General features: G+C 48.5%; 21 protein-coding genes and 1 pseudogene. 6 read left to right on the plus strand and 16 right to left on the minus strand.

Translation table 11 applies throughout. The annotated features are described in order from the left end of the window. Positions 1–84 precede the first annotated feature (84 nt). From ACQE26_RS00540 to ACQE26_RS00555, 4 genes are all read right to left on the minus strand, one after another. A complete protein-coding gene (locus tag ACQE26_RS00540; protein ID WP_500470368.1) occupies positions 85–792 on the minus strand; it encodes a hypothetical protein in 708 nt (235 codons plus the stop codon). A gap of 105 nt (positions 793–897) precedes the next feature. Then, positions 898–2,334, minus strand: coding sequence for an anion permease (locus tag ACQE26_RS00545; protein WP_007408966.1), 1,437 nt, complete (start codon positions 2,332–2,334; stop codon positions 898–900). Between the two features lie 117 nt (positions 2,335–2,451). Beyond that, positions 2,452–3,717: a pectate lyase gene (locus ACQE26_RS00550; protein WP_500470369.1), complete on the minus strand. Its 1,266-nt coding sequence runs from the start codon at positions 3,715–3,717 to the stop codon at positions 2,452–2,454. A gap of 162 nt (positions 3,718–3,879) precedes the next feature. Beyond that, the gene (locus ACQE26_RS00555) at positions 3,880–4,227 is read right to left on the minus strand and encodes a YflT domain-containing protein (protein ID WP_016936978.1); all 348 of its coding nucleotides are present in this window, start codon (positions 4,225–4,227) and stop codon (positions 3,880–3,882) included. A gap of 191 nt (positions 4,228–4,418) precedes the next feature. Between ACQE26_RS00555 and ACQE26_RS00560 the strand changes: the two genes are divergently transcribed. Together ACQE26_RS00560 and ACQE26_RS00565 are read left to right on the plus strand one after the other, a co-directional pair. Next, on the plus strand, positions 4,419–4,769 hold the full coding sequence (locus ACQE26_RS00560) for a DUF3212 family protein (RefSeq protein WP_438421407.1): 351 nt from the start codon (positions 4,419–4,421) through the stop codon (positions 4,767–4,769). Between the two features lie 113 nt (positions 4,770–4,882). Further along, positions 4,883–5,902 (plus strand): NADP-dependent oxidoreductase, encoded by a 1,020-nt coding sequence (locus ACQE26_RS00565; RefSeq protein WP_264819815.1) that lies wholly within the window; start codon positions 4,883–4,885, stop codon positions 5,900–5,902. Positions 5,903–5,955: 53 nt separating this feature from the next. On the opposite strand, the gene ACQE26_RS00570 is transcribed toward ACQE26_RS00565, so the two are convergent. Continuing rightward, the gene (locus tag ACQE26_RS00570) at positions 5,956–6,402 is read right to left on the minus strand and encodes a GNAT family N-acetyltransferase (protein ID WP_500470370.1); all 447 of its coding nucleotides are present in this window, start codon (positions 6,400–6,402) and stop codon (positions 5,956–5,958) included. A gap of 73 nt (positions 6,403–6,475) precedes the next feature. Then, the gene (locus ACQE26_RS00575; protein WP_438421404.1) at positions 6,476–7,606 is read right to left on the minus strand and encodes a DEAD/DEAH box helicase; all 1,131 of its coding nucleotides are present in this window, start codon (positions 7,604–7,606) and stop codon (positions 6,476–6,478) included. Between the two features lie 170 nt (positions 7,607–7,776). Here ACQE26_RS00575 and ACQE26_RS00580 point away from each other — a divergent pair, with 170 nt between their 5' ends. Beyond that, entirely contained in the window at positions 7,777–9,333 is a 1,557-nt protein-coding gene (locus ACQE26_RS00580) for an ABC-F family ATP-binding cassette domain-containing protein (RefSeq protein ID WP_012117051.1), read from the plus strand. 43 nt (positions 9,334–9,376) lie between these two features. Here ACQE26_RS00580 and ACQE26_RS00585 read toward each other — a convergent pair whose 3' ends face one another. The 3 genes from ACQE26_RS00585 to ACQE26_RS00595 all read right to left on the minus strand — a co-directional run bounded on the left by ACQE26_RS00585 (position 9,377) and on the right by ACQE26_RS00595 (position 13,117). Beyond that, a complete protein-coding gene (locus tag ACQE26_RS00585) occupies positions 9,377–10,561 on the minus strand; it encodes an MFS transporter (RefSeq protein ID WP_500470371.1) in 1,185 nt (394 codons plus the stop codon). A 63-nt stretch (positions 10,562–10,624) separates the two neighbouring features. Next, entirely contained in the window at positions 10,625–11,047 is a 423-nt protein-coding gene (locus ACQE26_RS00590; RefSeq protein WP_016936971.1) for a MerR family transcriptional regulator, read from the minus strand. A gap of 180 nt (positions 11,048–11,227) precedes the next feature. Continuing rightward, positions 11,228–13,117: an ABC-F family ATP-binding cassette domain-containing protein gene (locus ACQE26_RS00595; RefSeq protein ID WP_438421402.1), complete on the minus strand. Its 1,890-nt coding sequence runs from the start codon at positions 13,115–13,117 to the stop codon at positions 11,228–11,230. Between the two features lie 158 nt (positions 13,118–13,275). Here ACQE26_RS00595 and ACQE26_RS00600 point away from each other — a divergent pair, with 158 nt between their 5' ends. Next, positions 13,276–14,343, plus strand: a complete 1,068-nt coding sequence (locus ACQE26_RS00600; RefSeq protein WP_500470372.1) for a tetratricopeptide repeat-containing glycosyltransferase family 2 protein — start codon at positions 13,276–13,278, stop codon at positions 14,341–14,343. A 47-nt stretch (positions 14,344–14,390) separates the two neighbouring features. Here ACQE26_RS00600 and ACQE26_RS00605 read toward each other — a convergent pair whose 3' ends face one another. From ACQE26_RS00605 to yfmT, 3 genes are all read right to left on the minus strand, one after another. Continuing rightward, complete coding sequence (locus tag ACQE26_RS00605) at positions 14,391–15,290, minus strand: SDR family oxidoreductase (RefSeq protein WP_032858503.1); 900 nt, start codon at positions 15,288–15,290, stop codon at positions 14,391–14,393. 129 nt (positions 15,291–15,419) lie between these two features. Next, positions 15,420–16,274 (minus strand): methyl-accepting chemotaxis protein, encoded by an 855-nt coding sequence (locus ACQE26_RS00610; RefSeq protein WP_500470373.1) that lies wholly within the window; start codon positions 16,272–16,274, stop codon positions 15,420–15,422. Between the two features lie 15 nt (positions 16,275–16,289). Further along, positions 16,290–17,747, minus strand: coding sequence for a benzaldehyde dehydrogenase (gene yfmT, locus ACQE26_RS00615; protein WP_500470374.1), 1,458 nt, complete (start codon positions 17,745–17,747; stop codon positions 16,290–16,292). 244 nt (positions 17,748–17,991) lie between these two features. On the opposite strand from yfmT, the gene bcaP reads away from it, so the two are divergent. Together bcaP and ACQE26_RS00625 are read left to right on the plus strand one after the other, a co-directional pair. After that, the gene (bcaP, locus tag ACQE26_RS00620; protein ID WP_500470375.1) at positions 17,992–19,377 is read left to right on the plus strand and encodes a branched-chain amino acid transporter BcaP; all 1,386 of its coding nucleotides are present in this window, start codon (positions 17,992–17,994) and stop codon (positions 19,375–19,377) included. A 116-nt stretch (positions 19,378–19,493) separates the two neighbouring features. Beyond that, positions 19,494–20,723 carry an MFS transporter gene (locus tag ACQE26_RS00625; RefSeq protein ID WP_438421398.1) on the plus strand — a complete coding sequence of 410 codons (1,230 nt, stop codon included), beginning with the start codon at positions 19,494–19,496 and terminating at the stop codon, positions 20,721–20,723. A gap of 28 nt (positions 20,724–20,751) precedes the next feature. Here ACQE26_RS00625 and ACQE26_RS00630 read toward each other — a convergent pair whose 3' ends face one another. The 4 genes and pseudogenes from ACQE26_RS00630 to ACQE26_RS00645 all read right to left on the minus strand — a co-directional run bounded on the left by ACQE26_RS00630 (position 20,752) and on the right by ACQE26_RS00645 (position 24,796). Next, complete coding sequence (locus tag ACQE26_RS00630) at positions 20,752–21,690, minus strand: putative nucleotide-diphospho-sugar transferase (protein ID WP_500470376.1); 939 nt, start codon at positions 21,688–21,690, stop codon at positions 20,752–20,754. Continuing rightward, positions 21,687–22,866, minus strand: a pseudogene (locus ACQE26_RS00635) (glycosyltransferase). The gene ACQE26_RS00630 and the pseudogene ACQE26_RS00635 overlap by 4 nt, the downstream one beginning before the upstream one ends. Before the next feature lie 27 nt (positions 22,867–22,893). Then, positions 22,894–23,805, minus strand: a complete 912-nt coding sequence (locus ACQE26_RS00640; RefSeq protein WP_500470377.1) for a putative nucleotide-diphospho-sugar transferase — start codon at positions 23,803–23,805, stop codon at positions 22,894–22,896. A 22-nt stretch (positions 23,806–23,827) separates the two neighbouring features. Further along, complete coding sequence (locus tag ACQE26_RS00645; RefSeq protein ID WP_438421394.1) at positions 23,828–24,796, minus strand: GDP-mannose 4,6-dehydratase; 969 nt, start codon at positions 24,794–24,796, stop codon at positions 23,828–23,830. Between the last annotated feature and the right edge of the window lie 6 nt (positions 24,797–24,802).

The raw sequence follows: 24,802 nt of genomic DNA on the forward strand, positions 1-24,802 counted from the left end.
AATAACCTTACTTTTTAAGACAGCATATTAATACGGGCTGTCTTTTGACAACCTAAATAAAAAAGGTGATTTCTATTCATCACCTTAGTCTGATCCTTGAATGGGGAATCCCGTTGCAATGAGGGAACGGTTTGCCGCTGTGACTTGCGTGACATGATTCGAAGACAGTACAGATAAAAAGAGCTGATACGCAGCTGTTTCTCCCGCCGTCATTTCCTCGATGTACGTAAAAGGAATCCCCAAGATTTGCCCGCCTGAAGAAAAGAGGTTCAGCTCTTGTCTTAGTGTTTGAATAGATACCCCATTTCTTTGGAGATCGACAGCTAAGTCTAATGAAAAATTAGAAGCGAGCAGATCTAATTCCACATTTACTTGTATGACGGCATCCGTTTTTACCAATTGATCTGTCGGCGCATCTACCACAGTGCTTAATACATTTATCGGTGTTCCTTCTAACGGAATCGTCATTTGTTCTGTTGTATTTTGAAAAGCTACAGCCGGAACCGCACCGGGCGGACCCTCAGGCCCCGGGGGACCGGGCGGACCGGGCGGACCTGCTTCCCCTTGCGGACCGCGGGAGCCTGCGGGTCCTCTTTTGCCTTCGGGACCCCGCGTCTGGGGCACGCACAGGGCAGATCGATTTTCATCTAAAGACGGAAACTGTTTTTCCGTCACTATTTCCGTTTTTTCATTATCATATAGTAATTGTTCATACCAGCGTTTCATATGTCTGCTCATATATTTGTAAGGTTTCTGTTTCAATATCATGTATTGATTACGGCCGCTGCTCATATTATCACCCCGGCTATATTGTATTCACGCTGAAGCCATCATGTGCAGGGCCTTCCCGCCTCTTATCAAACAAAAAAAGGCAGACCTGAGTCTGCCTTTTTTCTTCTACCATAAACCCAATACTTTCCACCATAATCCGCCGATCACAAGCCATGTCACAATATGGACGATTGACAGGATAAAGCCGATGGACCACCATTTGCTTTGCGAAATATAGCCCGCTCCGAAAAAGACCGGAGCCGCTCCTGAGCCGTAATGCGTCGTCGAACCGAAAAGGTTGCTGAAAAACGCCAGGCTGAGCGCCGCCAATAACGGCGGAGCGCCTGCCGCCACGATGACGGCGAGAAATGCCGCATACATGGCGCTGATATGCGCGGTTGCGCTCGCAAAGAAGTAATGGGTGTAATAATACACAACGATCAGAATCATAAATGCCACAATCCATGAAAAACCGGAAACAGAGGATTTCATCATATTACTGAACCAAGACACCATGCCGAGTTCATTCAGGAAATTCGCCAGCATCACAAGCGCCGCGAACCAAGTCAGTGTATCCCACGCACCTTGTTCCTTTTTGATGTCCTCCCATGTTAATACCTGTGACAAAAGCAAAACGGATAATCCGATCAGGGCCGTCGTCGTTGCGTCGATATTTAAGCTTCCTCCGAAAATCCACAGCGCAAGCACCAATAAAAAGACGATGACCATGGAGAGCTCGGATTTTTTAAACGGCCCCATTTCTTTCAATTTTTCCGTTGCGATTTTAGCCGCATCCGGTGTTTCTTTAATTTCCGGCGGATACAGCTTATAAATGACGAGCGGTGTAATGATTAAGCTCGCCAATCCCGGGACAATGGCCGCGATTGCCCAGCTTGTCCATGTGATGTCCACCCCTGCGACATCGTGGGCCAGCTTGGCGATCAGCGGGTTCGCCGCCATTGCCGTCAAAAACATCGCAGACGTAATCAAGTTTCCTTGGAAACCGGTCTTTAATAAGAAAGCGCCGATTTTCCGCTCTGTTCCGTCTGCCGGCGTTGATCCGAAAGTTTCGGATAATGATCTGATAATAGGAAAAATAATGCCGCCCGCCCGTGCCGTGTTACTCGGAATGGCAGGTGATAAAATTAAATCACTGAACAGCAGTGAATAAGAAAGGCCGAGTGTTTTCTTCCCGAACCGTTGTACGAATACGTAAGAAATCCTGGCGCCGAGCCCGGTTTTGATAAATCCCCGGGAAATAAAAAAGGCGATGACAATCAACCAGATTGTCTTGTTTCCAAATCCGCTTAACGTATTTTCAATAGAAAGCGTTCCCGTTAACGCGGTGACTGCCAATGCAAAAATTGCAATTGCGCCCATTGGCAAGGGCTTGGAGATAAAGCCGATAATTGTTGCGACAAAAATAGCGAACAAATGCCATGCTTTAGGTTCAAGTCCGGACGGCGCGGGAATAAACCAAATGATTAATCCCACAGCAACAGTAATAAGCAAAGGAATGATTTTTACCGCCTGCTGTTTTTTTGCGTCTTTTTCTGAAGCCATTACAGGTCTCCTCCTATTTTGTTGTCTTCCATCCCCCATCCCATTTTACTACTTAACTAAGTTAATAAACGTTTTTGTTAATTAAAAAACACAAAGGAAAATATTCCTTTGTGTTTCTTATTTCAACGTACCCGAGCCGGCTTTAGATATAACATCCGGTTTTACATTTGCAGATGAGCCGATAGAGCCGTGCAATGCCGGTGTCCAGCCGACAGACTGACTTAATCCGTTGGCGGCTGACGCGTTAATGGCAGCGCCGTTTAAAAGAGTGCCCTCTTCATGAAGCGCTTTTCCGCCGCTGAAGACACTGATGACCTTATCAGCAGCCAGGCCCGGCACTTCAAAAACATTATTCTGTGCATATATTTTTGACGCATGTCCTGCGCCCCATGCATAACTGAACGGGTACGCGGCGCTTTTCGAGCCTGCGTAAAAATTATTATAAATATGAACCTGCCCGTACCGGACACGCGGTGCGCGCTGGACGATGTTCTGGTAATAGTTATGGTGAAGGGTCACCTTCAGTTTTCCTTCATCCGACGTCTTGCTGTCGCTGTTTCCGATGACGGAGCCTTTATCATGGTCATGATATTTATTATAGGATAATGTAATATAATTCGCCCCGTTGGCTATATCCGTCTGGCCGTCATGGTGCTGATATTTTCTCCCGTAATAGTAGGGAAAACCGCTGTCGGGATTCGCTCCGTCATTAAAGGTGCAATGGTCGATCCAGATGTGCGTCGCGCCGTTAATGGTGATATTGTCATATTCCGAGTTCCAGTTGCCGCTGCTGCCGTCAGTTGGGTCCCATTGCGGAAAATAGTCGTAAGCATCCTGAAATTCGATGTTGCGGATGATGACGTTGTCGACGCCGTTCTTCATATTAAAATTTCCGCCTGTCACTTTGGCGTTTGAGCCTGACCCGATGATCGTCGTATTTGAAGGGATATCAATCACGACCCGCGCTTTCTGGTTTTTTTGGGATCGCTGTCTGGCATCTTCCTGGGTGCCTGACGGTGCTTTTTTCCCCCATTTATCCGGGTCGTACGCCTTCAAATAGGCATTGAGATCATAAGCCGGATCTTTATAATCATGAAAGCCCAGCGTTTTATTGCGGTCGTCGGTATTCATATTGATTGTGCCTTGTATGTAAATAATCTTCGGCGTGCTGTTGGCGCTTCGCCCTAATGCAGAAACGAGCTGCTGTCTGTTTGATACGGTGTATACATTCGATGAAGAGGCTTTCGCGCCGCCGGTTGTCCCGCCGGAAGCGGCTCCCCATCCGTCATTTGCTCCTAACGTCTGCCGGCCAAGGTCAGCGGCATGGACACCCGCAGGAATCATCCATAAACAAACCGCCAGCATCAGTAACATTTTTTTCATAAATGGTGCTCCTCCCGATTTGATATTCCAATTTATTACAACCGAATTGTATCAAATCAATTAAGAAACAGCACCGAAAATGTACTGATTGTGTCTTTCGGTTTTATTGCGGAATCCGCAAAAAAATCCCAAGGGACCGAAACCCCTTGGGACCTGATTGGCTTACGCCCATGATTTTACTTTTTCGTTATCCGTGACAAACAGAAGAACTTTTCCTTCATCTAAGCGCTTTTCAAATTGTGATGCTTCCTCTTCTGAAAAGCCGATTTCGTGAATTTTGTTGCGGAGCTCGTCGCCTTTTTTATTAAACATATTGCCGACCGCGTGTTTAATGCCCGTTTCTTTTGCTCCGATGGTATTGACATCCGTATTGTCGGCCAGTCGTTCCGTTCTGTCGTCATCATGAGAAAGCACGTATACATCTTCTTTTGCAACACCCATTTGCTGAAGCTCTTTTACGTCCTGCATCAGTTTTTGATCGTTTGTATACTCTCTTACTACCGGTTTCATTGATAAGTCCTCCCTTTTGTTTTTGTATATTGTGTGTTTACCCGCTTCACCAAATGCCAAACAAAAGAAAGAGCGTTCAGTGAAAAATCGGGCAGATCGTCGGTGGATATTTTCTTCCGGGACATGTTACAGTAGGAGAAGCTACTTTTATCAGAAAAATAAAAATTTTCAAGAGCCGATCAAGCAGGGAGGTGGTTCCTATTCATTATTTTTCACCGGAACAGCGATTTAACGCTTGGGTTGTCAGTGATTTAGTGAAACAGGTATTCCGCCGGCATACCCGCTGCCCGGATGGAATAAAAGAGCTTACGGCCTTTGCTGAAGATACCTTTCATATTAATATCGATTTCGTGTTCTCTATTATTATCAACATCGGTGATATCGAATCCGTTCTGCCGAAAGAAATTGAGAATACGCTGGGTTCTTATCTGACCGCGCTTCAGCCCGTCATTACCGCCGACATGCTTCATTCTTCTAAAACAAATGCCTATGAATATTTGGAACATGAGAAAAACACTGAGATGTTCCGGTTGTTCTATTAAAAGAAGGGCCCGGGCCCTTCTTTTTTTGTTGCCGGCGGACGGTTTGATTTTGTATTCAGGAAATGGTTCGTGTTACATTTGGAACAAACACTCATGTTGAAGGAGGATGCATCATGCCGAAAAATCAACAGCAAATTCAATTAGCGAGACGCCCTAAAGGCGTTCCCGTCCATGACGATTTCCGTTTTGAAACGATTGCCGTTCCCGAGCCGCAAGACGGTGAAGTGCTTGTAAAAACGAGTTATGTGTCCGTTGATCCGTACATGCGCGGACGAATGCAGGATACAAAATCATATGTCGAGCCGTTCGCTTTAGATGAAGCGATAACAGGCGGAGTGATTGCCGAGGTTCTCACAGACGGCAATAAGCTGAAAAAAGGCGATATCGTGATCGGGAATCTCGCATGGCAGGAATACTCAGCAGTGAATGAGTCCGCTCTCCGCAAACTGGACACGGATATCGCACCCGCCTCGGCGTATCTCGGCATTTTAGGGATGACCGGACTGACCGCTTACTTCGGGCTGCTTGATATCGGCCGTCCGAAAAAAGGCGAAACCGTCGTCGTTTCAGGGGCTGCGGGCGCCGTCGGCTCAACGGTCGGGCAGATTGCCAAAATCAAAGGCGCGCGGGTTGTCGGCATCGCCGGTTCTGACGAAAAAATCGCGTATCTGAAAGAGGAGCTTCAATTTGATGAAGCCATTAATTACAAAACGGCGGATGATATTCAAAAAGCGCTTGAACAGGCATGCCCTGACGGCGTCGATGTCTATTTTGACAATGTCGGCGGACCGATTTCAGATGCGGTGATCAACCTGCTGAATGAATTCGCCCGTATTCCGGTATGCGGAGCGATCTCTTCATACAATACCGAAAGTGAAGAGGAAGACATGGGCCCCCGCGTACAGCCGAAACTGATCAAAACAAAAGCGCTGATGCAGGGATTCATCGTCGGTGATTATGCTGACCGCTTTTCCGAAGGCGCGAAACAATTGGCTGAATGGCTCAAGGACGGAAAGCTTCATTATGAAGAAACGATTACGGAAGGATTCAGCCATATCCCTGACGCGTTCCTCGGTTTGTTTAAGGGAGAAAACAAAGGCAAACAGATCATCAAAGTCAGTGATCCAAGTTAACATGATGATGAAAAAAAGGAGGGCTTTGTCCCCTCCTTTTCTGCTTTTTCGGATCAGCTGTGAAGAATCAAAGTCAGAAAGCCGTCTTCATCCGGCTCCGTATCTTCCAAAGTGAATCCCGCTGCTTGAAAGCAGGCTAAACTCATTTGATTGTCTTTTTCGATGCTTGCCGCCCATTCCCGCACACTGGTAAACCCAGGGTCAGTCAGGAGTTTTTGCAATATCCGTTTTCCGTACCCTTGAAGCTGGTACAAAGGATTGACGATCAATCCGATATACACCCGTTCCTCCACAAACTCTATAGAGACTATGCCTGCCGGCAGCTGCCCGTCATATGCCATAAGGACAGTATCGTCTTCATCTTTATTCAATCGTGCATACCACGCATCTAATGGCAGTATCGCATCCATTCTCCGACTGATATTATCGTCCTTAAACCAGTGTTCAATTATTTTCAGCTCACGTTCCTTCAATATTTGAAATCTGTCTATTGAAACCATCTTCCCATCCCCCGTGCGAACCTTTTCTATTATTTCACAACAAAAAAAAGAAGGGCTTCCCGCCCTCCGTTTCTTATTTCTCAGATAATTTTCCGCCTGAATAAACGGCCTCTTTCAGCTCAATTCCGAGTGATTTGGCCATTTTTTTCAGTTTGGATTCTTCCATCGGCGTGACAAGGCTGAGTACCGTTCCTTCTTTACCGGCCCGCCCCGTTCGGCCGGATCTGTGAATGTACCCGTCTTCATTCGGGATGTCCGCGTGAATGACGTACGGAAGATCGTCGATATCGAGTCCGCGCGCCGCTATGTCAGTCGCCAGAAGCAGCGGAAATTCTCCCCGTTCAAACGCTGATAATATCTTTGCCCGCTCCATTTTTTTCGCTTCTCCGTGCAGGATGCCGAGATCCACGTGATGATAGGCGAGTTTTTCCGCATAGACGCTTAAATTTCCGATATCTCTGACGAACACGAGCGCCTGCATGCCGTTCAGCCGTGACAGCTTTTGCAATAGCTTCACTTTATCCCGCTGATCGCAGACGAGATATTGATGCGTGACCCGTGCTTTTTCCGCCGTATTCCGCTCCACCTTCAAAACGGCCGGTTCGTGTGCAATGCCCTTCAGCACTTCTTCTGTCTCCGGCTGCAGCGTAGCGGAAAAGCTTAAAAGCTGGCGGTCTTTCAGCGTCGTTTTAATGATTTTTTTCATTGTTTCGCGGTGTTCCTTTGTCACGAGCTGATCCGCTTCATCAAGAACGATCGTCTTGACTTCATGCATTTTCAGCTTTTTCGCCTGAATCAATTCGAGCACCCTGCCCGGTGTGCCTGCAATGATATGCGGTTTATTTTTGAGCTTTTCCACCTGCTTTTTCACGTTTGCCCCGCCGATCAAAGACAGGGCGCGAAGATCGGAGCCTTTTGTCCAATCCTGAATCACCTGAAAAATCTGCATCACAAGCTCGCGGGACGGCGCTAAAATAATCACTTGCGGATGTTTTTGCTCCGGATTGATCCGCTCCAGAACCGGAAGCGTGTACGCCAATGTTTTTCCCGTTCCCGTCGGGGATTCGGCGATGACGTCCTTCCCTTCCATGATCACCTGAGCGGCTTTTTCCTGAATGTCGGTCGGCTTCTGAAAGCCTGACGCCTTCCAGTTTTCGGCGATAAATGGTTGTGTATGCTGTAAAAATGGCCATGTTTGGGTCATGTCGTTCTCCTCAATTCTTAAAATCTACTCCATAGTATCTCAAATGCACGCGGCAAACGCAATTTTCTTTTTCCTTCCAAGCCTTTTAACAAACGGTCTCCTCCTTTATAATCATTAATGAGAAAGACACATAATGAAAAAGCGTGTCTGATAACGATAGAGGTGTAATGATGAGTATTTTATCCGTAAAAGATTTAAGCCACGGCTTCGGTGACCGTGCGCTTTTTAACAATGTATCGTTCCGTCTTTTAAAAGGGGAACACGTCGGCTTAATCGGAGCTAACGGCGAAGGTAAATCAACATTTATGAATATTATTACCGGAAAGCTTGAGCCTGATGAGGGAAAGGTTGAATGGGCGAAAAACGTGCGCGTCGGCTATCTCGATCAGCATACCGTGCTTGAAAAAGGAAAAACGATCCGCGACGTGCTGAAAGATGCGTTCCATTACTTATTTGCGATGGAAGAAGAAATGAATGAGATTTACAACAAAATGGGCGAAGCGGACCCCGATGAGCTTGAGCAGCTGCTTGAAGATGTCGGTGTCATTCAGGACGCCCTGACAAATAATGATTTCTACGTGATTGACAGCAAAGTTGAAGAAATCGCCCGCGGCCTCGGCCTGCAGGATGTCGGCCTTGACCGCGATGTCACTGACTTAAGCGGCGGACAGCGGACGAAAGTGCTGCTCGCCAAGCTGCTTTTGGAAAAACCGGAAATCCTCCTGTTGGACGAACCGACCAACTACCTTGATGAGCAGCATATTGAATGGCTGAAACGCTATTTGCAGGAATATGAAAATGCGTTCATCTTAATTTCTCACGACATTCCGTTTTTAAACAGCGTGATCAATTTGATTTATCATGTGGAAAATCAAGAGCTGACGCGTTATGTCGGCGACTACCATCAGTTTATGGAAGTATACGAGGTGAAAAAACAGCAGCTCGAAGCGGCCTACAAAAAGCAGCAGCAGGAAGTGGCTGAGCTGAAAGATTTCGTCGCCCGCAACAAAGCGCGGGTCAGCACGAGAAATATGGCGATGTCCCGCCAAAAGAAACTCGATAAGATGGATATGATTGAACTGGCGGCTGAAAAACCGAAACCGGAATTCCATTTCAAGCCGGCGAGAACGTCAGGCAAGCTGATTTTTGAAACGAAGGACTTAGTCATCGGCTACGATACCCCGCTGTCACGTCCGCTCAACCTCAGAATGGAACGCGGACAGAAAGTCGCCCTGTACGGCGCGAACGGCATCGGGAAAACGACGCTGTTAAAAAGCCTGCTCGGTGAAATTCAGCCGCTGGAAGGTACGGTGGAGCGCGGCGAGCATCAATACACAGGCTATTTCGAGCAGGAAGTAAAAGAAACCAATAACAATACGTGCATCGAAGAAGTGTGGAGCGAATTTCCTTCCTTTACCCAGTACGAAATCCGCGCCGCCCTCGCCAAATGCGGCCTGACCACTAAACACATTGAAAGCCGCGTCTCCGTATTAAGCGGAGGAGAAAAAGCGAAGGTCAGACTGTGCAAGCTGATCAATTCAGAAACAAATCTGCTCGTGCTTGACGAGCCGACAAACCACCTGGATGTCGATGCGAAAGAAGAGCTGAAACGCGCGCTGAAAGAATACAAGGGCTCCATTCTGCTCATTTCCCACGAACCGGAGTTCTATATGGATATCGCGACGGAAACATGGAACTGCGAGTCTTGGACGACGAAAGTGCTGTAAACACAAAAAGGAACTCCCGCCTGTGCGGAAGTTCCTTTTTTTCTTAATGTCCGGCTTTTATTCCGGAGAGATGTTTGTGTCCCATGAGAAGGACAAGCATGCCGACAAAAACGACGATCCCGCCTACTGTATATGGTGTGCTTGCGGTAAAGTGTTCTGACAGCATTCCCGCAATCCACGGAGCGAGCGCACCGCCGATAAAGCGGACTGAGCTGTAGGCTGAAGATGCGATTGAACGTTCAACCGGCGCAGAACCCATCACAGCTGTTGTCATGATCGTATTCACCATACCGAGCACGGCACCGGCGACAACGATACATGTAATGATCAACGTCTGATGGTCAGTCCAGATCCCCATGACGATGAGAATGACCGCAAAGGCGATAAAGAGAACGACGAGCGAACGCACTGTTCCCAGCGCTTTGTGCAAGAGCGGCGCCGTAAAGACTGACGTAATTGCCAGCAATAACCCCCAGCCGAAGAAGACGTATCCAAGACCGTGTTCATCTAAATCCAGAACGAACGGAGAATAGGCAAGCAAAATAAAAAATCCAAAGTTGTATAAAAATGCCGATACTGCCATTGTCAAAAGGCCTTTATATTTGAGCGCCTTCATCGCATCAAACACACCGACGCGCTTCGCCGGTTTCGGCAGCTTCGGCAGCATGAGTGAAATCGCGCAAAGCGCTATAAACATCAGGACAGACACTCCGAAGAACGGAGCGCGCCATGAAATGCTGCCAAGCTCTCCGCCTGCAAGCGGCCCGACGGAAATCCCCAAGCCGAGCGCGGCCTCATACAAAATAATGGCTTTGGCGCTGCCGCCGACTGATACCCCGACAATGACGGCAAGCGCGGTTGAAATAAAGAGAGCATTCCCAAGCCCCCAGCCGCCGCGATAGCCGACAAGCTGAGCGATTGAACTTGAGCTTCCGCCAAGGGCGGCAAACACGATGATAAAAATAAGACCGAGAAGCAGTGTCCATTTCGCGCCGATCCGGCTGGAAATCGCGCCGGAGAAAAACATCATAAAACCGGTAACGAGTAAATAACTTGTAAATAACAGAGATACTTCACTAGGTGAAGCATGTAATTGTGCGGCAATCGCCGGAAGAATCGGGTCGACGAGTCCGATTCCCATAAAGGAAATCACACAGGCAAACGCAACCGCCCAAACGGCTTTCGGCTGGCTGAATAAGCCTGTTTTCTGTTGTGATGATGTATCCATTTGATCAGACCTCCTATTTAATCCATTAAAAGAAACGCTATCTTCATAGCGTTTACAGCAAAATCATTCGATTGATTGAATGGCGCGGTCAGCTTTTTCTTTCATTCCGTTAAGGCGCTCTTTAAAATGCAGAAATGTGCTGATCTTCTCATCAATCATCTCAAGCTGGTGGTTCAATGCGTGCTGAATCTCTTCCAGCTTTGCTTTCCGTTCCTTCGGATCCAGTGACAACAAGTACCCCTCTTTGTTTAATTCCAGCTGACGGCTCATCTCCATAAACTGCTGAAGCTCCTGAAGGGAAAAACCGAGCACTTCTTTTGTGCTGGTGACTTTTTCGAGCTCCTCCATATCATCTTCAGAGTAAAGCCGGACGCCGCCTTCTGTCCGTTTAGGTGCAGGAATCAAACCAATCTCCTCGTAAAAACGAATGGTTCGTTTTGTCAATCCGCTTCGTTTGGCAACTTGATCAATCTTCATCCATTCCAAGGTGAATCCCCCTCTTGTCGTTTCTGTTTCTATTATACACCTTTTGAACCTTAACGTAAACGTAAAGTTTTGAAAAGGAATTTTTACTGGATAAGCATCCATACCGCATAATGGACATCTGCTCATGACAAAAAAAGCCGGTATGACCCGCCATTTTCTTGGGGGCCGTACCGGCTTTTTTTAATTCTCAAGTTCTTCAATCATCAGTGACAATTCGGTCCAGCGCTCCATCGCCGCTTCAAGCTCTTCAGCCGTTTTTGCCTGTTCGGCCATCAGTTCTTGAATCTTTCCGAAATCACTTCCCGCTTCAGCGATTTCCGCTTCCAAACGCTGATGCTTTTCTTCAAGGCCGGCAATTTTGTCTTCGATGCCGTCCCATTCGATCTGATCCTTGTATGAAAGCTTTTTGCGCTTTTTCTTCGGCTCTTCTTCCGCCTTTTTCTCTTCGGCCGGCTGTTTTACCGCAGTCTTCTTCGCTTTTGCGTATTCCATGTATTCACTGTACGAACCTTGGAAACGCGAAATGACGCCTTGTCCTTCAAATACGATCAGGCGGTCCACGACACGGTCAAGAAAATAGCGGTCATGGGATACGGTAATGACGACGCCCGGAAACTGTTCGATGTAATCTTCGAGCACGCTTAATGTTTCTGTGTCCAGATCATTGGTCGGCTCATCTAAAAACAGCACATTCGGCTCCTGCATCAGTACATTCAGCAAGTACAGACGGCGCTTTTCCCCGCCTGACAGCTTTCTGATATATGTCTGCTGCATCGGGCGCGGGAATAGAAAGCGCTCAAGCATTTGTTCCGCGGTGATGACATCACCTTCCGCCGTCTTGACGATTTCAGCCGTCTCTTTTATATATTCAATGACTTTCATATCGCCGTTCATTTCGCTGTGGTCCTGGGTGTAGTACCCGATCCTGACCGTCTGCCCGATGGTGATGCGGCCGCTGTCTGGCTGAATTCTGCCGGCGAGGCTGTTTAAAAGTGTCGTTTTCCCGATTCCGTTCGGCCCGATGATGCCGATTCTTTCACCCGGGATGACAAGCTCGTTAAATTGGCTGATCAGTGCTTGGCCGTCGTAGGTGAGGGTGACGTTTTCCGCTTCTATCACCTGTTTTCCGAGACGGTGGGAACCGATCGCGAAATCGAGCGATCCTGAGACTGCCGGCCCTTTTTGCTCTTTGAGCGCCTCCGCTCTGTCCACTCTCGCTTTTTGTTTCGTCGAGCGTGCTTTCGCTCCTCTTCTGAGCCACGCCAATTCGCGGCGCAGGAGGTTTTGACGTTTCGTTTCTTTCTGCTCTGCCAGCGCCTCCCGTTCGGCCCGTTTTTCCAGGAATACTTCATAGTTTCCCTTATACGTATAAAGGCTGCCTCTCTCAAGCTCGTAAATTCTGTTCGTCACCCTGTTCAGAAAATACCTGTCGTGCGTGACAAGCATGACGGCGCCCGGATATTGCGATAAGTAGCCTTCCAGCCATTCAATCGTTTCATTGTCCAAATGGTTTGTCGGTTCATCCAAAATAAGCAGGTCCGCCGGCTGGATGACGTTTTTCGCAATCGCGACGCGCTTTTTCTGGCCGCCGGACAGCTCGCTGACATCCTTCATCAAGTCGGTGACACCGAGTTTGGTTAAAACCGTTTTGGCTAATGTATTCGCCTCCCACGCGTCATTCGCGTCCATTCTCGCCTGCGCATCAAGCAGGTGCTTTTGGCGCTGTTCATTTTCCGGCTCTTCATTCAGCTCCTGAAGCGCTTTTTCGTACTCCCGCATCGTTCTCATGACGGCTGAGTCGCCGGAATAAATATGCTCAAGGACGGTTTGTCCGGCAGGAAGCTCAGGGTCCTGATGCAAAAACTCAATATGCACGTTTCCTGAAGCCGTTATCTCGCCTTCCTCCGTTGATTCAAGGCCGGCAATGGTTTTCAGAAGCGTAGACTTCCCCGTTCCGTTCGGGCCGATTAAACCGATTCTTTCATTCTCTTCAATATGAAAGGAGATATGGTCGAATAATGTCTTTTCTCCGTATGTTTTATAAAGGTTTTCCGCTTTTATGATGCTCATGGTTCCTATCAATCCTCACGTAAGTTCATGTGTTCATTTTAAATCAGGCGCTGGAATAAAACTAGTAAAAGGGCAGACAAATTTCTTGGAAGCGATCATTTTGTCCGAAGAATGTTTCCGCCTCTCCTTTTATACACTGGAGGTGAAGAGGTGATGACATGATCAGCATCAGTTTATGCGTTATCGTGAAAAATGAAGAGGAAGTGCTTGCGGGCTGTCTTGATTCCGTCAAAGACATTGCGGATGAAATTGTGATTGCTGATACGGGGTCGACCGACCGGACGAAAGAAATCGCGGCCCGTTATACAGATAAGATTTATGATTTTGAATGGGTCGATCATTTTGCGGCCGCCCGTAATTTTGCGTTTTCGAAAGCGGAAATGGAATATATTCTGTGGCTGGACGCCGACGATATGCTGACGGAAAAGGATCGTGAAAAACTGATTGAACTGAAGGCGTCGCTTTCAAAAGAGGTGGACGCGGTATCCATGTATTATCACGTCGGCTTTGATGATCGGGGAGAGGTCAGCTTCAGATACCGCCGCAACCGTCTCGTCAAGCGGGAAAAAGGGTTCCGCTGGATCGGAGCCGTGCATGAATATCTGGAAGTATACGGAAACATTATAGAAACCGATATCGCCGTCACACACCGCAAATCCGAGAAAAAGCACTCGCCTCCCTCAGACCGCAACCTGAGGATTTACGAGAAAATGGCGGAAAACAGTGAAACGATGACACCGCGCGATTTATTTTATTTCGCGAATGAATTAAAGGATCACGGCCAGTATCAGCGCGCCATTACGTATTATCACCATTTTCTTTCTACTAAACAGTGCTGGATCGAAGACGAGATCAGAACGTGCCAATATCTATTCGATTGCTACAGGGCGGTCGGCCATGAAGAGGCCGCCATGACGTCGCTCTTAAAATCATTTTTGATTGATTGTCCGCGGCCGGAGTTCTGCTGCAGGCTCGGCGACTATTTTGCGGAGAAACGGCAATACCGGCAGGGCGTGTTTTGGTATGAGCTCGCCCTATCCGCCACATACAGCGATTCAGGCTTTACCCAGCTCGAATATTCCACCTGGTATCCTCATCTGCAGCTCTGCGTCTGCCACTGGCAGCTCGGCGACAGAGAAAAAGCGAAGTTTCATAACGACAAAGCCGCCTCCTATCACCCGTCACATCCGAGCGTACTGTATAATCAAAACGTGCTCGGCACATAACATCGAAAAAAAGAGCTGCACCTTGTAAGAGGGCAGCTCCTTATTCATTACGCCGTCGGAATACCTCCGCTGACACTGTAGATCTGGGATGTCACATAGCTCGATTCTTCTGAGGCCAAAAAGACATAAATCCCTGCAAGCTCCGCGGGCTGGCCGGCACGCTGTAATGGCACGGCCGGTGTTTCCTTGCCGAATTTCGGAATGTTTTCACCGGGCTGTCCTCCGGAAATCTGAAGCGGCGTCCAGATCGGCCCCGGCGCTACAGAGTTGACTCTGATTCCTTTATTCGCCAGCTGCTTTCCTAAGCCGACGGTAAAGCCGATAATGGCATGTTTCGTCGCGGCATAATCCAACAGCATCGGACTTGGATTGTACCCTTCGACAGAAGTTGTCGTGATAATAGACGCGCCTTCCGGCAGATACGGAAGCGCGGCTTTGACGAGCCAATACAGCGAGAATACGTTGACTTCGAATGTTTGATAGATTTGTTCTGTGGCAAGATCGCTGATATCATCCACTGCCTGCTGTTTGCCGGCGACAAGAGCGAGCGTGTCAAGACCGCCAAGCTCTTGATACGCTTTTTCCGCCAATTCTCCGCAAAACGCTTCATCGCTTAAATCTCCCGGCAGCAGAACGGCTTTTCTTCCTTCTTTTTCAATTAATGCTTTCACTTCTTCCGCATCCGGCTGTTCCTCAGGCAGATAGTTAATGGCCACATCCGCCCCTTCCCGGGCATAAGCAATCGCGGCAGCCCGGCCGATCCCCGAATCGCCGCCGGTGACGAGGGCTTTTCTTCCCTTCAGCTTGCCGGCTCCTTTATAGCTTGTTTCGCCGCAGTCCGGCACAGGCTTCATCTCTTTCTGCAAACCGGGCGGCTCCTGATATTGTTTTGGAAATTCATCATGATCATATTTCGTCAGCGGGTTGTGCAGATTTGCATCAGACATACAAAACTCTCCTTTATCATTGGTGATGTATTCGTATGTGTACCCCTGAGCATAGCGGATCAAACGTATGAAATGCAGTTTCCGAATAATGGAGAGAAAACAAAAAAGGAGCCCGTAAGCTCCCCTTTTTTATGAATCTCCGAGCACGTTTTCAGCCATTTTCGCTAAATGCTGTGCGCTTCCTGAAATCTCCTGCATCGTGGCAGAAATTTGTTCAACCGCCGCCGCTTGGCCGTCCGTGTTCTGGTTGATGGATTCAATAGAGTCCTCCAGCCCTTTCAGCAGGCTGTGGATTTTTTTCGTAATCTGGTCAATTTGTCCGACGTTGTCTTTTGAATGAGTGGCAAGCTTGCGGATTTCGTCCGCCACCACGGAAAAGCCCTTTCCGGATTCTCCAGCTCTCGCGGCTTCAATGGCCGCATTCAAACCGAGCAGATTGCTTTGATCCGAGATGCCCTTGACAGTGACGGAAATGTCGGCGATTTCTCCCGCGCTTTCACTGACTTGTTTCGCCTGAGCGGAAATCCCGGTCATCTGTGCTGAAAAGCCGCTGATGGATTCTGAAATATCCGCGATGGCTGAAGCGGTCTGTTCCACGACGGCGGACAGGCTTTCAGCGACATCATGAAGCTTGGCTGATTTTTCAAGGCTCGTGCCGAGACCGACGCCGCCGATGACTTTTCCGTTTTCATCGTGAAGCGGGATCGCTCTGGCGATAAGCGGAAATCCGAACAGCTCTTTCGGCACCATGCTTGTCTTTTTCTGATTCAAACGGATTGCGTCTGTAATGATGTCTCCTTTTTGGAGCAGGTCTCCCGGCTTTACATTAAGAGAAAACGTTTTAGCCGGAATATTCACGATTAATTTTTCTGTATCATAAATCCCGATGGTGATGTCATCTTGGATCAGGCTGTTTAAAAAAGGCGCAACTTTGACAAAAGCGTCAAGCAGGCTGTGCGTTTGCTGTTCCGTCTGTATACTCATTTCTTTCACTCCTTCTTAATATGGGAATTGCCGTTTTTCATGCTGAACCGAAATCCATTTCAGCGTAGTGAATTCTTCTAGGCTCCATTCGCCGTTCAGCCTGCCGAGACCTGATTGCTTCTCGCCTCCGAACGCGACATTCGGTTCATCATTAATGGTCGTATCGTTGACGTGAATCATGCCGGTTTCGATCCGCTTAGCAAACTCAACGCCGCGCTCAACGTTTGCCGTATGCACGGCTCCGCTTAAACCGAACGGTGTCGCGTTTGCGATGCTTACCGCTTCATCCTCCGTTTCAAACGGCATGATGCAGACGGCCGGTCCGAACAGCTCCTCCTTCGCGATGCTCATCTCAGGTTTCACATCTTTTAAAATGACGGGCTCAGCGACCGTTCCGCTGAATCGGCCGGACAGCACCGGAACCGCTCCCTCTTCTATCGCTTTTTCTACGGACCGTTTCAGACCTTCCGCCTGCCTCTCATTGATTAAAGGCCCGATCACCGTGTCAGGGTCCATCGGATCGCCGACTTTCAGCGATGACACTTTCGCTTCGTAAAGCTCTGTAAATTTGTCATATACAGATGTGTGAACGAGCACGCGGTTCGCCGACATACAGATCTGGCCTTGATGCGTAAACCTGCTGAATACGGCCGCATTGACGGCGTATTCAAGATCAGCATCCTCAAGCACGATCAGCGCGCTGTTTCCGCCAAGCTCCAACAGCGGTTTTTTAAAGTGTTTGATCGCAAGCTGTCCGATATAGCTGCCCACTCCGGTTGAACCCGTAAATGAGATAATCCGCGGCACGGGATGCTCAACAAAACTGTCGCCGATCTCCCCGATATCCGTCACGATGACATTCAGCAGCCCGTCCGGTACGCCGGCCGCTTCAAAAATCTTCGCAATCAGTGTTCCGCCGCAGATCGGTGTTTCTTCATGAGGCTTCAGCACAACGCCGTTGCCCGCTCCGAGTGCCGGCGCAACCGATTTCACCGAAAGGAAAAACGGGAAGTTAAACGGGCTGATGACCCCGACGACGCCGGCCGGTATTCTGTACAGCCTGTTTTCTTTTCCGTCAATCGTGGACGGGAGAATTTTCCCTTCCATCCGCACCGGAAATGTTGCGGCTTCTTTTATCATATTTTTGACAAGTCCGATTTCAAACTCAGCCTTCAGCCTTGTTCCGCCAAGCTCCTCCATGATTAAGTAAATGATCGCTTCTTCGTGCTCTTCGATGAAAGATACGGCTTTTTCCAAAATGGCCCGCTTTTTAAAAGGATTGACTTTGTCCCATTCTTGTTTCGCAAGAGCCGCGGCGCGATACGCCGCATCCACGTCATCAGGCGTCGCTTTTCGGAATGAGGTGATGACTTTCTGAGTATAAGGATTCCTGTTTTCCAATACGTTCCGGCTGCTCCCATCCCTCCATCGGCCGCCGATAAACTGCTTATTTAGTTCTTCATATTGAAACATGTAAACATCTCCCTTTCACCGAAACTTGAAAATAGTTGATGAGTCATTTTTTGTATCGGTCTTAACGTAAGAAAATTGAACTATTTCACAATAAAATTACTGTTCCTTCCGCACATCGACGCTTTTGAGCTTTTTCCTTTTAAAGTGGAAAATTCTTTAATTGACTGTGCGAAATTTCGACAATATAATACAAACGTCAGTGTATATAATGATATGAATATTATGAATTTTCAGGAGGACCCATATGTCTTTATTATTTCGGAAAAAGCCGATCGCCGACTTAAAGGCCCAAAGCAAACAGGCCGGTCTGGCCCGCTCGTTAAGCGCTTTTGACTTGGTTTTACTCGGAATCGGCTGTGTTGTCGGCACGGGGATTTTTGTGATTACCGGGACCGTGGCCGCAACAGGGGCAGGGCCGGCTTTGATTCTGTCGTTTGTGCTCGCGGGCCTTGCCTGCGCGCTCGCAGCGTTTTGTTATGCGGAATTCTCTTCAACCATTCCGATTTCAGGCAGCGTATATACTTACTCCTATGTCACTCTCGGAGAATGTCTCGCGTTTTTGATCGGATGGGACTTAATGCTTGAATATGTCATTGCAATCGCCGCCGTTGCAACCGGCTGGTCATCGTATTTCCAGTCGCTTCTTGCGGGCTTCGGGCTGCATCTTCCGGAGGCGCTGACCGCCGCACCCGGAAGCAAAGCGGGCGCCGTGCTCAATCTGCCGGCCGTTATTATTATTTTGGTGATTACCGCGATTGTTTCAAGAGGCGTGAAAGAAAGCACCCGATTTAATAATGTCATTGTTTTGATGAAAATTGCCATTATTTTGCTGTTTATCATCGTCGGATTCGGCTACGTGAAACCGGAAAACTGGTCGCCGTTTATGCCGTTCGGAATGAAAGGCGTCATCACGAGCGCCGCGACCGTTTTCTTCGCGTATCTCGGATTTGATGCTGTGTCAAACGCATCGGAAGAAGTGAAGAACCCGCAGAAATCAATGCCGATCGGGATTATCGGCGCGCTCGCCATCTGCACCATTCTTTACATTACCGTATCGCTCGTTCTGACGGGAATGCTTTCGTACACTAAATTAAATGTCGGAGATCCGGTATCATTTGCGCTGCAGTTTGTCGGCCAGAACAAAATAGCGGGCATTATTTCCGTCGGCGCGATTATCGGGATTACAACAGTCATGCTTGCTCTGCTGTACGCTCAGGTGCGTCTCACATTTGCGATGAGCAGAGACGGTCTTTTGCCCCGCGTATTTTCCAAGGTGCACCCGCGTTTTAAAACACCGTTTCAAAACACCTGGGTGACGGGGATCGTTGCCGCCGGGCTCGCCGGTTTTATTGATTTGGGAACATTAGCCCATCTCGTCAATATGGGAACATTGGCGGCCTTTACGGTCATCGCGATCGCCGTCATCGTTTTAAGAAAGAAACATCCGGAGATCAAATCTTCCTTCCGTGTTCCTTTCGTTCCTTTTGTGCCGATCATCAGCGCATGCTTATGCCTCTATCTCGCAAGCAGCCTGCCCGGCGTGACATGGCTTTCCTTTGTCATCTGGATCGCCGCCGGGATCGTCGTTTATATGGTTTATTCGAGAAAACACAGTTTGTTAAACAAATAAAAAGGGAGGCTCTTTTTTCGATTTGAGAAAGAAGAGCCTTTTTTGCTCTTGATCATTCATTCACCTTATGAATAATATGGTGTATGCTTTGCTTACATAAAAGGAGGAGAATCACTTTGGCAATTGCCGCACCGATGAAAGAAAAACCTGTCCATCGTCCCGATACAACCATGTATTCCATTTTATTGATTATCGGGATTTGTCATTTGCTGAACGATTCACTGCAAGCGGTGATTCCGGCGATGTTTCCTATTTTGGAACGTTCCATGAGCCTTACCTTTACACAGCTCGGAATGATCGCCTTTACGCTGAATATGGTGTCTTCCGTGATGCAGCCCGTCATCGGCTGGTATACGGATAAACGCCCGATGCCGTATGCCCTGCCGCTCGGACTCACCGCAAGCATGCTCGGCATTTTAGGTCTCGCGTTCGCCCCGTCTTTTCTGACGATTTTATTCTGTGTATTTTTTATCGGCCTTGGCTCCGCTGTTTTTCATCCTGAAGGATCGCGTGTCGCTTACATGGCCGCCGGCGAAAAGCGCGGCTTGGCGCAATCGATTTACCAAGTCGGCGGAAATACCGGCCAGGCGATGGCGCCCCTGATTACCGCGCTGATTCTCGTTCCGCTCGGTCAATTCGGCTCTGTCTGGTTTACGCTTGTCGCCGCAATCGCTGTGCTGTTTCTCATTTATATCGCCAAATGGTATAAAGGCCGCCTTATTCATTTGCGCGCCGCAAGTAAAAAATCACCGGCTGCCGCTGTGGAGACCGTGATTACAAAGCCGATTATTCTTGCCCTTATCATGATTATTTTCTTGATTTTCGCGCGTTCCTGGTATGTGAGCGCGATCGGCAACTTTTATACATTCTATGCGATGAATGCCTATCATGTCAGCATTCAGCAGGCACAGAGCTACATCTTCGTCTTTTTATTCTTCGGGGCTGTCGGAACGTTTCTCGGCGGGCCGCTGGCAGACCGTTTCGGAAAGCGGAACGTCATTATCGTATCAATGATGGCATCGGCTCCCTTGACGATTTTCCTTCCGTTTGCGGGGCCGGTCATCGCCTATGGCGTACTGGCGCTGATCGGCGTTGTCCTGATGTCCAGCTTCTCTGTGACCGTTGTCTACGCGCAGGAGCTCGTTCCGGGTAAAATCGGCACGATGTCAGGGCTTACGGTCGGGCTCGCCTTCGGAATGGGCGCGATCGGAGCCGTTGCGCTCGGCGCCCTCATTGATTCCGCGGGATTGACGCCGACCATGACAGCCGTCGCCTTTCTGCCCGTTTTAGGACTGCTCGCGTTTGTCCTGCCGAGCGACAAAACATTAAAAGAATGGCATTCATAAAAAAATCCCTGCCTTTTCGGCAGGGATTTTATGTTTCAACCGTATAAAAATGAGTGTCAGGAACCGCATATCGCGGAATAAACCCGTCTCTGAAATCAGGAAACGCCTTTTGAATTTCATCAATCCATTTTTTTACGTTTTTGATGTACGGCACGTAAATCATATTGACTGTCGCCTCGTCATCAATGTGATAGTACCAGCACAGATTGAATTCGTTCTCCGTGACGAGCGTAAAGCCTGAAAAATGATAAAAAATCAGCGGGGTGTCATTGACATATACAGCCTCGTCACGCAGGCTGACTTCGTATTGCTCAATATTCCACAGCGCGGCATTCGCGCCGATCGACTCCGTGACATGAACGTTCTCAAACTGCGCGGGCCACTTTTCAACATACCTTTGGTCACCGTATGTCTTTTTTTCTTCATTCATCTCCACCGTACAATAGGAGATGCAATCCTGTCTCCACTGCCAGACCGCCCGATACGCTTCCTCGGTATTCCGCGCGCCGACAAACCCGGTGTTGTACTGCCCGGTCAGCTTGTAATAAGACGCAAACCGTTCTGAATTGCGGTGATCCGTCAGGAAAAGAGAAGCATCCGGCTTTTCGGCGAACAGCTCGCCTGCATCTGAGAAGAAAAAGAGATCAGTGTCCAAATGGGCAAAATATTCGGCTTCATCATACTCCGTCATCACATGGAACAAAAATGCCGGCTTCAGCGTCCAGCAATATTCATGAAACGTCCGCCCGCCCTTTGCTTCAAGCAGCTCCGGGTCCTCCATTTCATGGAGCTGAACCGCCGTGACATGCTCCCACGGCACCTGCTGAAGCAGTTCATACGCCTTCTTGTCGACACACAGCACATACAGATGAAAATCACGGCAATGCTCATGGAGAGAATGAATCATCGGCATCAGTTTAAAGATATGCGTTCTTGAAACAATGGTTGAAAAATGATATTTACTCACCATATCACATCCAATTTATTTAAAATCCACATGCAGTAAATCAGCAAACAGCGCTTTGAACGCTCTTGCAAAGTGCGTAACGCCCAGCTTTTTTTCCGCTTTTGACAAAAGCTTTTGGGCCTCCGGCAGATGAAAGCTGTTCGCCGTGATACGCGGGCTTTTCGTCCTCCAGTCCGGATCGAGGTTGCGGTCTTTAACCGCGTGCATCAGCTCAAGAAAGATGTACAGCAGGCTTTCATATTTCTCATAATCAAGCAGCACTTCGATGTCTGCCATAATGCTGTTGGTTAACTCCGCATCAAACGGGCCGTTAAACGCGAGGTGCACGTCAAGCGAATGGATGTCATTGTACTTGTCGCACATGTACGCGATATTCGCCCTGATGTCATCAACAGAAGCACAGTTGCTCGGATGCTCCTGATGGACGCTCATGATATCGCGCCGCAGCTGAAACGACAAGCCCGACTGGTGAAACCTGATGCCGAGATCATAATCTTCAAAACCGTATCTGACAATGCCTTCATCAAACAGACCAAGATCTGCCACGTGCTGCCGTTTGACTGATGAATTGTTCGTAATGAAAAAACGCCACGGCAGACGGTAGCCTTTCAAGTCGTCTCCGTATTTTTCCAAAATGCTTTTCAGCACACGTATAAAATCGGTATCTAAGTCAAAGCATCGGTCGAGAAAGCTTCCGTCTCTGATGGCACTTTCATCAAGAAGCGGCTCTTTATCGCCCGGCAGCTCTTCATACAGTTCGGCGAGCTTTTCCTTGTGCTCTTTTTCAAAACGGTCATAATAAAAGCTGTACAGCCGCTTCCAGAACATACCGCATACGACAAGATCGTCCCGGTTCTCATGAGCCTTGATATGCTTCGCCACCAAATCCTTTTCGGCAAGCATGTCACTGTCATGGAAAATCAAAATATCGCCTCTGGCATTACGGACCGCCTGATTCCGGCCGTAAGCGATCCCTCTGTTTTCTTTAATTCTCACAAAAATCAGCGGAAAATTCGCGCTGAATGATTCGAGCATGGATAAGGTTCCGTCTTCCGAACCGTTGTCAGCCACAATCACTTCGAACGGCTCTGTGCATTCCTGTTCATTCAGGGACAGCAGGCTGTTATAAAGCCGCTCCCTGGAATTATATGCGGGAACTATGACGCTTGCCTTCACTTTTGTTCACTTCCTGTATATAATCATTTATTTGTTATCGTCCTCAGATGCAAAGCCGCTGAACTTCGGGCAGACGGCGCTGACCGTCCCGATCACCTGCTTCAGAATGTCTTTGTAAAGCTGATGGACAAACGGCAGGTCGGTCCGGGTCTTCTCGTGAATCTGCCGAATGTCGCCGGCTGTGATGATCCGGTATCCGCTGAAATGATAGAAAATCAGCGGACTTTCGTCTTCGAGCACAAGACGCCCGTCCTTCCATGAAAATGTGTGCCGGCCGTAATTCCAATGGCCGATATTCACACCGGGCGTTGTAATGTCACACACATTCGGGAATAGATCAGACATGTAATCCAAGTAGCCCTGATCTCCGAATTTTCCTTCACCCGGCGCATTTTTGCATTCTTCAAGACAGCGTTCTTTCCACCATCTGAGACAATCTGTGCCGGCCCGGTCGTTTTTGAAGCTGAGAAATCCGGAGTTATACCGGCCTAAAAGGCGCTGCAGCATGTCAATTTCCTGTTTTTCAAATGAGGGGATGACGATATCGCCCCGTGACAGAAGCACCGAACAATCCGGCTGATTTTCAAAAATCGGGCGCGGATCAGCGAAAAAAAACAAATCGGCATCAATGTACGTGACACGCTCTAAGTCCGGATGTCCGTCCAGCACGAATTCGAGAAATACCGGCTTCACCGTCCAGCAGTATTCGCTCTGGTCTCTCGTCCGCTTCAGTTCAAGGAGCTCCTCATTTTCCATTGCAGACACCGGAATCAGGGTGACATTATCCGGCTGCATTGCCTGAAGCACGTCATAGGTGTCTTGATCCATACACAAAGTAAAAATGGGGGCGTCCGCCTGAACCTCTTTCAATGAGCCGAATAAAGCGATGGCCTGATACAGCCTTCCTTTTGATAAAACTGTGCAATATGCGCTTGTCACGTCTTTATCACCTCTGTTTCTGTTACTTTTGAAAAAAGGCTTTATACCATTCGATCGTTTTTTCCAACCCTTCATCAATGGTATGCGCGGGTGTCCAGTTCAGAAGCTTTCTCGCCTTTTCCGCCGACAAATATTGATGCTTAATTTCGTGGCTCCCCTGGTTGAGCACTTTCGGCTTCAAGTCACTGTCCATGGCCTTAAGAATTTTTTCTACAAGTTCCAGCACCGTCAGCTGAATCTCATTGCTGAAGTTGAACGCTTCTCCCGCAAGATTGAGCTCCTCCATCTTTTCCCCCAGCAAAAGGTACGCCTCGACCGCATCCTCAATGTAAAAATAATCACGAATAAATGTGCCGTCGCTGCGGATTTCCGGCGCTTCACCGTTCAGCACGAGCTGAATCGTCTGCGGGATAATCCGGTTGAAATTCAAATCCCCGCCGCCGTACAAGTTGCCGCAGCGCGTAATACAAACCGGAAGGCCGTACGTATTAAAATATGTGTGGCTTATCAAATCGGCACAGCTTTTTGACACATCATACGGATGTTTGCCCTGAAGAGGCATGTTTTCATTGTACGGCAGTGCCGGCTGGTCGCCGTACGCTTTATCACTGGAGGCGACGATCACCCGCTTGATGAGCGGATGCCGGCGGCACGCTTCAAGGATGTTCCATGTGCCGAGAATATTGGCTTCAAATGTAGAAATCGGATTGCGGTTTGCGACGCCGACGATCGCCTGTGCTGCTAAATGAAAGACCGTGTCGATTTCATATTCGCCCAGCGCCCGCTCAATCACATCCAGATCTTCAAGAGCGCCCTGCACGATATTCATTTGCTTCACTTGCTCTCCCTGATACAGATTAGATTTGGGCACAGTGTCACGGACAAGTCCCGTCACATTGGCCCCCTGATCGATCAGTTCCTTTACCAAGCAGCTTCCTAAAAGACCTGTACATCCCGTCACAAACACATTTTTATTTTTCCAGAAACTCAAACTTGA

It is taken from the genome of Bacillus sp. 5RYD7K (genome assembly GCF_059831465.1).